This is a genomic window from Streptomyces sp. NPDC058964 (genome assembly GCF_042741275.1).
Taxonomy (GTDB): Bacteria; Actinomycetota; Actinomycetes; order Streptomycetales; family Streptomycetaceae; genus Streptomyces.
Genome location: NZ_JBHYKH010000229.1, coordinates 1 through 11,017, shown reverse-complemented (window position 1 = coordinate 11,017; position 11,017 = coordinate 1). Strand labels below are relative to the sequence as shown.

Here is an 11,017-nt window from a genome sequence, read left to right as displayed (position 1 = left end):
GCTTTGATCCTTGCGAGGGGGGGTGCTTTTTTTTTTAACCGCCCCGGCCAGGGGGCGGGGGGGGCCCCCCCGCGGCCCCCCCCGGCCCTCTTCCCGCGGCGCGACCGGCCGGGCGACCGGCCCAGGCTCACCGGCCGGCGCCTGCTCCGGCCGCTCCGGCCTCCCGTCGCGCATCACGAGGGTGGACACGAGGCCGGCGGTCAGGGATGCCGACCGCGCCGAGCACGAAGGTGGTGGACATCGAGGTGGTGAAGGCCTCGCGGGCCACGCGGACGGGCCCGGGTCGCCGTGGGCACCGCCGGCGCGCCGCACGAAAGGCGCGGTCACCCGTTCACACGCGCCGCCGACGCCGTTCGTGTTCACCGCCGTCACGGCCCGCGCAGACGCCGATGACCTGCAGGAACGTATCTCCGACAACCCGTACGGACGCGCCCCCTGACACCCGTTCACCCCGTTCCTGACGCTCCCTCAGGAAGCGGGCTCCGCCGAGTGCCACTTACCTCGGTAGGGCAGGGGCGCGACCGACCCGGCGGCACATGGTGGTGCCGGGCGAGCCGTGCCCCCGAAGGCAGTCCGACTCGAGGGAGCACCATGCGACGCACCGCCCGCATGCTGACCGGTACCGCGCTCGCCGTCGTCGTGGCGGGGCTCGCCGCCGCCCCCGCGTACGCCGCCCCCGCGTACGCCGGTGCCGCGGTGACCTCGGCGGCCGGCAGCCTGGAGGTGTACCCGTCCACCGCGTTCCCGGGCGGTCAGGTCACGGTGAACACGAAGGTGTGCGGCGACAGGGGGTCGGCGTCGGGTGACGCCAGCGCGGTGGGCGCGGGTCCCTTCACGCTGGCACCCAGCACGCACGAGGGAGACGCGATCGGGCAGTTCCAGGTGCCCTCGAGCGCGCAGCCCGGGACGTACGAGATCGTCGCGAAGTGCGCCGAGGGCGGCCGGAAGGTGACGGGCGACCTGGTGGTGGCGCTGAGCGCGGCGCACGAACAGGTGCAGCCGCGCGGAAGTGTGAAGACGGGGGTGGGCGGCGCGCTGGGCCCCGACCCCGTACAGACCACGGCGGGCGTGGCGGCTCTGGCCGTCGCCGCCGCGGGCGGTACCTGGCTCCTGCATCGCCGAGCGAGAGGCGACGGGTTCTGACGGACACCCTCCGCTGTCCGTCAGCCGGTACCGCAAGTCCCGCTCCCTCCGGGTCCGACGCCCCTCGCGGCCCGGAGGGGGCCGGAGGTCACGTTCCGGGAGAGGGGTTCGCATGCGCAGGATCGGCGACACCGCGATAGCCGCCGTCACCTTGGTCGCCCTGGGCTCCGGTGTGTTCCTGCTGGGAGGCGGCGTGGGAACGCACGCCCCGCCCCAGCCGGCCGCCGCCGAGAGCCGTCCGGATCCGGGCGGGGAACGCCTCTCGGCCGGCGCGCTGCCACCGTCCCCGCCCACCCGCATCCGCATCCCCTCGATCCGGGTGAACGCCCCGCTGACGGGCCTCGCCCTGACGAAGTCCGGCAGCCTCGACGTCCCGCCCGCCGCCGAGAAGAACCTCGCCGGCTGGTACGAGGCCGGCACCACGCCCGGCGAGACCGGCACCGCGATCGTCGCGGGCCACGTCGACAACACCGAAGGACCCGCCGTCTTCTACGACCTCGGTGCCCTGAAGCGGGGCGCGGACATCGAGGTGGAGCGGCGCGACGGCGGCACGGCGGTGTTCACGGTCGACGCGGTCGAGGTCTACCAGGCGCGGAACTTCCCCGACGAGAAGGTCTACGGCGCGGCCGGACGCCCCGAGCTGCGCGTGATCACCTGCGGCGGGGGCTACTCGAAGGCCACCGGCTACCAGGGGAACGTGGTCGTGTTCGCGCACCTCACCGGGAGCCGCTGAGCCGCCGGTTCAGGCCGCCCGCCCGCTCTCCAGGTAGCGCAGCACCGCCAGCACCCGCCGGTGGCCCTTCTCCGAGGGCGGCAGGTCGAGCTTGGCGAAGATGTTGGCGACGTGCTTCTCGACGGCCCGTTCGGAGACGGTGAACGCCGTGGCGATGGAGTGGTTGGTGCGTCCCTCGGCCATCAGCGCGAGCACCTCGCGCTCGCGGGGGGTGAGCGCGTCCAGGGCGGTGGCACGGCGGCTCGCGCCGAAGAGCTGGGCGACCACCTCGGGGTCGAGCGCGGTGCCGCCCGCCGCGACCCGCTCGAGCGCGCCGACGAACTCCGCGATGTCGGCGACCCGTTCCTTCAGGAGGTACCCGAACCCGGCCGGGTCTCCGAGGAGCCGGGACGCGTATGTCGTCTCCACGTACTGGGAGAAGAGCAGGACCCCGGTGCCGGGGTGCTCGGCGCGCAGCCGGAGCGCCGCGCGTACGCCCTCGTCGGTCTGGGTGGGCGGCAGGCGGATGTCGACGACGGCGACGTCGGGCGCGTGGTCGGCGACGGCGGTCAGCAGTGCCCCGGCGTCGCCGACGGCCGCCGCGACCTCGACTCCGCGCAGGCCCAGGAGCTGGACGAGTCCGTCACGGAGCAGGGCCGAGTCCTCAGCGATGACGACGCGCATGCGGCTCCGTTCGGGGCGTGGGTCGGCGTGATCGGCGTGATCGGTGTGATCGGTGTGGTCGCCTGTGAAGGGGGTTCAGGAACAGGGCAGTTCGACGGTGACCACCGTAGGGCCTCCGGGCGGGCTGTCGCAGACCAGCGTGCCGTCGACGGTGCGGACGCGGGCCAGCAGGCCGGTGAGGCCGGAGCCGGCTCCGACGACCGCGCCGCCGCGGCCGTCGTCGGTGACCCGCAGGCGCAGCAGTCCGTCGGGTGCGGTGACGTCGACCGTCGCTCCGCTCGCCCCGCTGTGCTTGACGGCGTTGGCGAGGAGTTCGGCCGCGCAGAAGTAGGCGATGGACTCGACGGCGGGGGCGGGGCGGGTGCCGATGTCCGTGCCGAGGGTGACCGGGAGGACGCTGTCCGCGGCGAGGGTGGCCAGGGCGGCGGGCAGCCCCTCGTCGAGCACGGGCGGGTGGATGCCCTTGACCAGGTGGCGCAGGTCGGTGATGGCCTGGGTGGCGTTGCCCCGGGCGGTGTCGACGGCGGCCAGGACGCGGTCGGGTGCCGCGCCGGCGGTGACCAGTTCGCGGATGACGGTCAGATGCATGGCGAGGCCGACCAGGCGGGCCTGGGTGCCGTCGTGCAGGTCGCGCTCGATACGGCGGAGGGTGGCGGCCGCGTCCTCGACGGCGTGTGCGCGGGTCTCCTCCAGGGTGCGGATACGGCGGTCGGCGGCGTCCGGGCCGAGCAGCGCGGTCAACAGGGCACGGTGGGGTGTGAGCGCGTGCCGCAGGAGGTGCGGGGCCAGGGCGAGCAGCAGCAGCCCGGCTGTGAACGGGATCAACCAGCGCGGCCAGGTGTCGACCTGGTAACCGGAGAACTCCAGTGAAACGTGCCGTACCGACCCGTCCGGCTCGTGAACGGTGTGGTAGTTCCAGCGTGAGAGCAGCGGGTGCAGTGTGAACAGGGCGCCGTAGACGTACCCGACGGCGGCGGCCACGTATCCCAGAACGGCTGTGAACGGAGTCAACACCGCGCAGGTGGCCGCCCGCCACCCCGCCCGCTCCCCCAGCAGGGCCCGCCGCCAGCCGAGGGCACCGGCGCCGGCGGGCAGCACCGGTGCCTCGATCTCCAGCCCGAGCAGCCGCCGGGCCAGCACCCTTTGCAGCGCGCCCACCGCCAGCGCCCCGCGCACCGTCCCGGCCAGCAGCCACGGCCCCAGCGCGGTCACCGACAGCACCGCGCCGATGGCCAGCCCGGCCAGCGTGAGCCAGCAGACGACGATCGCGAGCGGGAGGGCGAGCAGACCGTAGAGCAGGGCGGCCAGGGCGCGCGGGCCGAAGGTGGCGGTGGCGAGGGAGCGGAGACGGTGCGGCATGCGGCCCGACCTAGGAGAGGAGCGACTTGGCGACACGGAGCTGGAGCGCGGCCAGGCCCCGGCCCAGCCACGGCATGAGCAGCAGGAACCCGATGCCTCCCACGACCGCGTGGAACGCCCAGGCCCCGGCGAAGGTCGGTCCGCCCCAGGCGTCTGAGCAGTCGGAGCCGGCGCGCAGGGGCCAGCCCAGGTTCATGGGAACGAGGGACCAGCCGTAGAGGGTGACGAGCGCGGTGACGAGGTTGAGCGGGGTGGCGAGCAGCGCGTGGCCGAGGCCCGCGCGGCCTCCGCCGGGCACGTCGGCGCCGAGGAGACGCCGCACCAGCGCCCGCTGCCACCGCCCCGTGGGCATCCCGAGCAGGGCCAGCGGTACGCACACGGCGCTCAGCGGCGGGGCGAGCAGCGCATACGCGACACGGCTCCAGGTGGCCGCCGCGAAGGGCTCGCGGACGGCCTGCCAGACCCGTACGGCGGCGGTGTCGCGGGCAGGGACGTCCCGGGCGCTGTCCATGGTTGCTTCCCCCTGGGGTGTGAGCTGTGGGAACCCGACCCCTCCAGCGTTGCGCCCGCGTCGGTCGTACACGATGGTGCCCGCACGGAGGCCGGGGGTTCGGTTGACCCCACCTCACAGCCCCGCCCGACAGGCGCCCCGAACCCTCACATCCCCTCGCCGCTCCCGCTGAGGGCAGCGTTCCTCACGGGAAACAGAGGTGATGTCACCGGGTAACGTCGGCACCGCACGCTGCGTTGCATGACCTCGAATACGCGTGTGGTGGTGATCGGCGCCGGACTCGCGGGCGTACGTCTCGCCCGCCGGCTCGGTGAGCTCGGCACGCCCGCGCTGCTCGTCGGCGAGGAGGAGCACCGCCCGTACAACCGGGTCCTGCTCGCCGAGGTGCTGGCCGGCCGCTACGGCCCGGAGGTGATCACCCTCCCGGCACCCACGGGGCTGACCCGTGCCCGGGTCACCGGCATCGACCGCGCCCGGCGGACCGTCGCCTGCGCGGACGGCTCGGTGATCGCATACGGCACGCTGGTCCTGGCCACCGGCTCCAACCCCGTACTGCCGCCGCTGCGCGGCCTGTTCGGGGCGGGCGGCCACGAACTCCCCGAGGGCGTGCACGCGTTCCGCACCATGGACGACTGCCTCGGCCTGTCCACGGCGGTACGGCCCGGTGTGCGGGCGGTCGTCGTCGGCGGCGGGCTGCTCGGCGTGTCCGCGGCCCGCGCGCTCGCCGTGCGCGGGGCCCAGGTGGTCCTGGCCCAGCAGGCCGAGCGGCTGATGGAGCGCCAGCTCGACCCGAGCGCCTCGAAGCTGGTGCTGCGGCACCTGCGGGACCTCGGCGTCGAGGTCCACACCGAGTGCCGGGTGCGGGACGTGCGCTGCGTCGGCGGCGCGGTCCGCTCCGTGGAGATGGCCGACGGGTACACCCTCGGCACCGACCTCGTGGTCGTCGCCTGCGGGGTCCGTCCCCGCACCGGTCTCGCCCAGGACGCGGGTCTCGCCGTCCGCAAGGGCATCCTCGTCGACGACGAGCTGCGCACCTCCGACCCGCACATCCACGCGATCGGCGACTGCGCCCAGCACGACGGCACGGTCTACGGCCTGGCCGCTCCGGCGCTGGAACAGGCCGACGCGCTGGCCGAGCTGCTGGCCGGACGGGCGGAGGCCCGCTACACCGGCACCCGTTCCCTGACCCGGCTCACCCTGACCGGGCCCGACTCCCCCTTCGACCTCGCCGCGTTCGGCGAGACCGAGCCGCTCCCCGGCGACGACGTCGTCCAGCTCACGGACGCCACCCGGGGCACGTACCGCAAGGTCGTCGTCCGTGACGACCGGCTGGTCGGCGGGGTCCTGGTCGGCGAACTCGGCACCGTCGGCGCGCTCGCCCGCGCCTGGGAGGGAGCAGAGCCGCTCCCGTCGGACGGCGCCCCACTGCTCCACCTGCTCACCAACGATGGAGGCTCCTGATGTCCACGACCGCACCCGGTGGGGACCGTTCCCGCCCCACGATCGTGCTCGTCGGCCACGGCATGGTCGGCCAGCGCTTCCTCGAAGCGCTCGCCGAGCGCGGCCTGACCGCCACGCACCGCGTGGTCGTGCTGTGCGAGGAGCCGCGTCCCGCGTACGACCGCGTGCAGCTGACCTCGTACTTCTCGGGGAAGAGCCCTGAGGACCTCTCCATGACCGACATGGGGTTCATCGGGGACCACGGCATCGAGCTGTACGTGGGCGATCCGGCGGAGACGGTCGACCGCGAGGCGCGCAGGGTGACCGCCCGCTCGGGGCTCGTCGTCGACTACGACGTCCTCGTGCTGGCCACCGGCTCCTACCCCTTCGTTCCGCCCGTCCCCAACAAGGACGCCGAGGGCTGCTTCGTCTACCGCACGATCGAGGACCTGCTCGCGATCGAGGAGTACGCGCGGACCCGCGCCACGACCGGCGCGGTGGTCGGCGGCGGCCTGCTCGGACTGGAGGCGGCCGGTGCGCTGAAGGGGCTCGGGCTCACCAGCCACATCGTCGAGTTCGCGCCGCGCCTGATGCCGGTGCAGGTGGACGAGGGCGGTGGCGCGGCTCTGCTGCGCACCATCGAGGACATGGGCCTGACCGTGCACACCGGCGTGGGCACGCAGGAGATCGTGACGGACGCCTCGGGCGCCGTGACCGGCATGAAACTGTCCGACGGCTCCGAACTCGCCACCGACCTCGTGGTGTTCAGCGCCGGAGTGCGGCCCCGCGACCAGCTGGCCCGGGACTGCGGGCTGGCGGTCGGCGAGCGCGGCGGCATCACCGTCGACGAGCAGTGCCGCACGGTCACCGACCCGCACGTGTTCGCGATCGGCGAGTGCGCGCTGGCTTCGGACGGCCGGGTGTACGGCCTGGTGGCGCCCGGTTACGAGCAGGCGGAGACGGCCGCCGCGGCCATCGCCGAGGAGGAGTCGGCGTTCACGGGGGCCGACCTGTCCACCAAGCTCAAGCTCCTCGGCGTCGACGTGGCCTCCTTCGGCGACGCGCACGGCACCACCGAGGACTGCCTGGACGTCGTCTACTCGGACTCCCGGGCGGGCCTGTACAAGAAGCTGGTCATCGGACGGGACGGCACGCTGCTCGGCGGCATCCTGGTCGGCGACGCGGAGGCGTACGGCACGCTGCGCGCGTTCACCGGCTCGGTCCCGCCGGTCTCACCGGAGTCCCTGGTGCTGCCCGCCGGCGCGGGCGCCCCCGCCCAGCTCGGCCCCTCCGCCCTCCCGGACGAGGCGGTCATCTGCTCCTGCCACAACGTGTCGAAGGGCGCGATCCGCGGGGCGGTGACGGAGCACTCCTGCACCACCGTGCCCGAGGTGAAGAAGTGCACCAAGGCCGGTACCGGCTGCGGCAGCTGTGTGAAGGTGCTCGGCCAGCTGGTCACCGCCGAGCTGGAGGCGAGCGGCGTCGAGGTCGACAAGGGCCTGTGCGGCTGCTTCGCGCGGACCCGCGAGGAGCTGTACGAGATCGTCTTCGCGCTGCGCATCAACACCTACCAGGACCTCCTCGACCGCTACGGCCGTGAGGGCGCCCGGGGCGGCGACGGCTGCGAGGTCTGCAAGCCGGCCGTGGCGTCGATCATCGCGTCCCTCGCCCCCTCGATCGGCGCGAGCGGTTACGTGCTGGACGGCGAGCAGGCGGCGCTGCAGGACAGCAACGACCACTTCCTCGCCAACCTCCAGAAGAACGGCTCGTACTCGGTCGTCCCGCGCATCCCGGGCGGTGAGATCACCCCCGAGGGCCTGATCGTGATCGGTGAGATCGCCCGCGACTTCGGCCTCTACACGAAGATCACGGGAGGCCAGCGGATCGACATGTTCGGCGCACGCGTCGAACAACTGCCGCTGATCTGGACCCGGTTGGTGGACGCCGGCTTCGAGTCGGGGCACGCGTACGGAAAGGCGCTGCGCACGGTGAAGTCCTGCGTGGGCCAGACCTGGTGCCGGTACGGCGTCCAGGACTCCGTGCGGATGGCGATCGACCTGGAGCTGCGCTACCGGGGGCTGCGCTCCCCGCACAAGCTCAAGTCCGCCGTCTCCGGCTGCGCCCGCGAGTGTGCCGAGGCGCAGTCGAAGGACTTCGGCGTGATCGCCACTTCGAACGGCTGGAACCTGTACGTCGGCGGCAACGGCGGAGCCACCCCGCGCCACGCGGACCTGCTCGCACAGGACCTCTCCGACGCCGAACTGGTCCGCCTGATCGACCGGTTCCTGATGTTCTACATCCGTACGGCCGACCGCCTGGAGCGCACCTCGACCTGGCTGGAGCGGATCCCCGGCGGCCTGGACCATGTGCGCGACGTGGTCGTGGAGGACTCCCTCGGCATCTGCGAGGAGCTGGAGTCCCTGATGGCCGACCACGTGGCGCACTACGCCGACGAGTGGGCGACCACCATCAACGACCCGGACAAGCTCGCCCGGTTCGTGTCCTTCGTGAACGCGCCCGACACCCCCGACCCGGTCGTCGGCTTCGTCCCCGAGCGCGACCAGATGAAGCCCGACCTGCCGCTGCTGACCATCGGCCACCGTCCCCTGGAAGGAAGCGCCCAGCGATGACCCTGGCACCCGAGACGACCGCCCTGAAGATCCGGCTGCGGCTGGACGAGGACTGGTTGACCATCTGTGACCTGACCGCACTGACGCCGGGCCGCGGCGTGGCGGCGCTGCTGCCCGACGGGCGCCAGGCGGCGATCTTCCTCGACCGCGCGGGAGACGTGTACGCGATCGACAACCGCGATCCGTTCGGCGGCGCGGCGGTCCTCTCCCGCGGCCTGACCGGCACCCACCAGGGGCGCCCGTTCGTCGCCTCGCCGCTGCTGAAGCAGCGCTTCGACCTCGCCTCCGGGCAGTGCCTGGACGACGAGACGGTGCGCGTCGCCACGTACGAGGTGGAGGCCGCTTAGAGACCTGCCCCGGTGCCACCGTCACGGCCGTGACCCTGCGACCGGGCGAGACGGGGGGTCGGCCGCACCGAGCGGGCCAGGGCCGCCCTCCCCCTCGGCCGCCTCTCGGCCGCCTCTCGGCCGGCGCCTCGGCCGCCGCGGAGGTGGCCGCCGCCGTCCTGTACCTCGCCGCCGACGACGCGGCCTCCGTCGTCGGCACCGGCCTGGTGGTGGTCGGCGGGGCGGCCCGCTGACCGCTCACGCCTTGAGCGAGTCGCAGGTCACGCCCGTCAGGCGCTCGGACTCACCCCACAGACGTGCCCCCGCCTCGTCGTCGAGCGTCCACGGCGCCCGCCAGGACCGCGCCGGGGCGCCCCGCCACATCGCGAACGAAGGCCCGAAGAAGGAGTCGGGCCCCACACCGGGGGCGGTCGCCGCGTACAGAGTGGGCAGGGCGCCCGCCTCCGCCGACTGGGCGAAGACCCGGTTGCCGGCCTCCATCAGCCGCTCGGCGCCCCGGCGCCCCTCGGCCCTGGGTCCGGCGGTCTGGAGATTGGTGGCGGCGTACCCGGGATGGGCGGCGGCCGCGACCACGTCCGCCCCGCCGGCCGCCAGCCTGCGCGCCAGCTCGTGGGTGAAGAGCAGGTTGGCGGTCTTGGAGCGGGCGTAGGCGATCCAACGCCGGTACCCGCGCTCGCTGTTGAGGTCACGGATGTCGATGTTGGCCAGCGCGTGCATCATGCTCGACACCGTCACGACCCGTGCCCCGGGCACGGCGAGCAGCGCGGGGGCCAGCAGCCCGGTCAGGGCGAAGTGCCCCAGGTGATTGACCCCGAACTGCGTCTCGAACCCGTCCGCCGTCGTCCCGTACGCAGGCGCCATCACCCCGGCGTTGTTGACGAGCAGATCGAGGCGGTCGTACGGGAACCCCTCCGCGAACTCCCGCACGGATGCCAGGTCCCCCAGATCCAGCCGCCGGAACTCCACGTCTGCGCCGGGCAGTTCGCCCGTCATCCGGCGTACGGCCTCTGTGCCCCGCGTCCCGCTCCGGCACGCGAGTACCACCCGGGCACCTCTGCGGGCCAGTTCCCGCGCGGTGACGTACCCGAGGCCGCTGTTGGCTCCGGTGACGACGGCGAGGCGGCCGGACTGGCCGGGGATGTCGTGCGCGGTCCAGCCGGGCATGGGTCCGGTCCTTCCGGGGGTGCCGTGGGAATCACCGGCCCCAGAATGTCAGGCCGGCAGGGTGCGCCGCTCGTAACGCGCCACGTACCACCGCAGGAGCAGGGAGAAGGCCCAGGCGGCCAGGAACAGGGCGGTGGCTATGCCGAGGGTCCACCAGCGCAGGTCCTCGTCGGCCGCGAGGCGGTTGCCCACCCCCGGGTGGAGGCTGTGCAGCAGGACGTGGAAGAAGAAGGTCAGACCCGTCAGGTAGAGGGCGTACCAGGCGGGCTTGTTCCAGTGCTTGAGGGCGTGCCCGTCCATGCCGGACAGCGGGAGCAGGCCGAACACCACCACCTCGATGCCGCCGACGACGGCCAGGCCCAGGGCGTAGGCGATCGCGTAACGGATGCCGGCCGGCGTGGCGTGCTCCCGCTGGACGGACTCGACCAGGGGCGCGCCGAGCACCCAGACGAGCACCGCGGCGGCCAGCACGCAGATCCCGCCGATGAGGACCGCCTGCCCCTTCGGCATGGCGCCCGGACCGGGGCGTGGGGTGCTGAACACTATGTAGACGGCGATCAGACCGTAGACGTACGGGACCGGGAACTCCAGGAACCGGGACATCGCCGTCATCAGGACCGCCAGCAGCAGCCCTGCCGGAACCACCCGCAGCTCGGACCGGATCCCGCCACCGGCCGGGCGGAGCAGGGAGTCCTTGGTCTTCTCGTAGGTCACCAGGACGATCAGCATCGACACCGCGGCACCGACGGTCTTGACCGCGGTCGACGGGTTCATGCCGGTCCGGGCGTCGGCCCAGACGGCCAGGGAGCCGCCGAGGAGCGCGAACCCGCACATCCTGGCCCACCCGGGAAGCCGCGGCGGCCGTGCCGGCCGCCCCTGCCGACGGCGCCGCCACCAGCGGCCTATCGCGTTGTCGGCCAACTGGCTGGGGAAGGCCCGCTCCCGCTGGAGGACCAGCATCAGGAACCAGGCGGCCATGGCCGCCGACCCCGCCAGGTCCTTCAGCGCCCACGAGACGTCGGCGGGG

General features: G+C 73.5%; 11 protein-coding genes. 6 read left to right on the top strand and 5 right to left on the bottom strand.

Going from position 1 to position 11,017, the window contains the following annotated elements; genetic code table 11:
• Window positions 1–591: 591 nt before the first annotated feature.
• Window positions 592–1,143 (top strand): hypothetical protein, encoded by a 552-nt coding sequence (locus tag ACFW2E_RS25770; RefSeq protein ID WP_384469445.1) that lies wholly within the window; start codon window positions 592–594, stop codon window positions 1,141–1,143.
• Window positions 1,144–1,255: 112 nt separating this feature from the next.
• Window positions 1,256–1,876: a class F sortase gene (locus tag ACFW2E_RS25765; RefSeq protein WP_384469444.1), complete on the top strand. Its 621-nt coding sequence runs from the start codon at window positions 1,256–1,258 to the stop codon at window positions 1,874–1,876.
• A 9-nt stretch (window positions 1,877–1,885) separates the two neighbouring features.
• On the opposite strand, the gene ACFW2E_RS25760 is transcribed toward ACFW2E_RS25765, so the two are convergent.
• From ACFW2E_RS25760 to ACFW2E_RS25750, 3 genes are all read right to left on the bottom strand, one after another.
• Window positions 1,886–2,539 carry a LuxR C-terminal-related transcriptional regulator gene (locus tag ACFW2E_RS25760; protein WP_384469443.1) on the bottom strand — a complete coding sequence of 218 codons (654 nt, stop codon included), beginning with the start codon at window positions 2,537–2,539 and terminating at the stop codon, window positions 1,886–1,888.
• Window positions 2,540–2,614: 75 nt separating this feature from the next.
• Complete coding sequence (locus ACFW2E_RS25755) at window positions 2,615–3,898, bottom strand: sensor histidine kinase (RefSeq protein ID WP_384469442.1); 1,284 nt, start codon at window positions 3,896–3,898, stop codon at window positions 2,615–2,617.
• Window positions 3,899–3,908: 10 nt separating this feature from the next.
• A complete protein-coding gene (locus tag ACFW2E_RS25750) occupies window positions 3,909–4,409 on the bottom strand; it encodes a hypothetical protein (protein WP_384469441.1) in 501 nt (166 codons plus the stop codon).
• Between the two features lie 240 nt (window positions 4,410–4,649).
• Here ACFW2E_RS25750 and ACFW2E_RS25745 point away from each other — a divergent pair, with 240 nt between their 5' ends.
• From ACFW2E_RS25745 to ACFW2E_RS25730, 4 genes are read left to right on the top strand one after another with little or no spacing between them, the layout of a single operon-like run.
• The gene (locus ACFW2E_RS25745) at window positions 4,650–5,870 is read left to right on the top strand and encodes an NAD(P)/FAD-dependent oxidoreductase (RefSeq protein ID WP_384469440.1); all 1,221 of its coding nucleotides are present in this window, start codon (window positions 4,650–4,652) and stop codon (window positions 5,868–5,870) included.
• Complete coding sequence (gene nirB / locus ACFW2E_RS25740) at window positions 5,870–8,479, top strand: nitrite reductase large subunit NirB (RefSeq protein WP_384469439.1); 2,610 nt, start codon at window positions 5,870–5,872, stop codon at window positions 8,477–8,479. Before ACFW2E_RS25745 ends, nirB begins: the two co-directional genes overlap by 1 nt.
• Complete coding sequence (nirD, locus tag ACFW2E_RS25735) at window positions 8,476–8,826, top strand: nitrite reductase small subunit NirD (protein WP_384469438.1); 351 nt, start codon at window positions 8,476–8,478, stop codon at window positions 8,824–8,826. The genes nirB and nirD overlap by 4 nt, the downstream gene beginning before the upstream one ends.
• A 29-nt stretch (window positions 8,827–8,855) precedes the next feature.
• Window positions 8,856–9,059, top strand: a complete 204-nt coding sequence (locus ACFW2E_RS25730; protein WP_384469437.1) for a hypothetical protein — start codon at window positions 8,856–8,858, stop codon at window positions 9,057–9,059.
• A 4-nt stretch (window positions 9,060–9,063) separates the two neighbouring features.
• Here ACFW2E_RS25730 and ACFW2E_RS25725 read toward each other — a convergent pair whose 3' ends face one another.
• A complete protein-coding gene (locus tag ACFW2E_RS25725) occupies window positions 9,064–9,990 on the bottom strand; it encodes an oxidoreductase (RefSeq protein ID WP_384469436.1) in 927 nt (308 codons plus the stop codon).
• Window positions 9,991–10,038: 48 nt separating this feature from the next.
• A partial coding sequence (locus ACFW2E_RS25720; protein WP_384469435.1) for an FGLLP motif-containing membrane protein occupies window positions 10,039–11,017 on the bottom strand: 979 nt, incomplete at its 5' end.

Coding starts and splice junctions, on each gene's coding strand:
- ACFW2E_RS25770 (WP_384469445.1), top strand. CDS start 592: ATGCGACGCACCGCCCGCATGCTGACCGGTACCGCGCTCGCCGTCGTC.
- ACFW2E_RS25765 (WP_384469444.1), top strand. CDS start 1,256: ATGCGCAGGATCGGCGACACCGCGATAGCCGCCGTCACCTTGGTCGCC.
- ACFW2E_RS25760 (WP_384469443.1), bottom strand. CDS start 2,539: ATGCGCGTCGTCATCGCTGAGGACTCGGCCCTGCTCCGTGACGGACTC.
- ACFW2E_RS25755 (WP_384469442.1), bottom strand. CDS start 3,898: ATGCCGCACCGTCTCCGCTCCCTCGCCACCGCCACCTTCGGCCCGCGC.
- ACFW2E_RS25750 (WP_384469441.1), bottom strand. CDS start 4,409: ATGGACAGCGCCCGGGACGTCCCTGCCCGCGACACCGCCGCCGTACGG.
- ACFW2E_RS25745 (WP_384469440.1), top strand. CDS start 4,650: ATGACCTCGAATACGCGTGTGGTGGTGATCGGCGCCGGACTCGCGGGC.
- nirB (WP_384469439.1), top strand. CDS start 5,870: ATGTCCACGACCGCACCCGGTGGGGACCGTTCCCGCCCCACGATCGTG.
- nirD (WP_384469438.1), top strand. CDS start 8,476: ATGACCCTGGCACCCGAGACGACCGCCCTGAAGATCCGGCTGCGGCTG.
- ACFW2E_RS25725 (WP_384469436.1), bottom strand. CDS start 9,990: ATGCCCGGCTGGACCGCGCACGACATCCCCGGCCAGTCCGGCCGCCTC.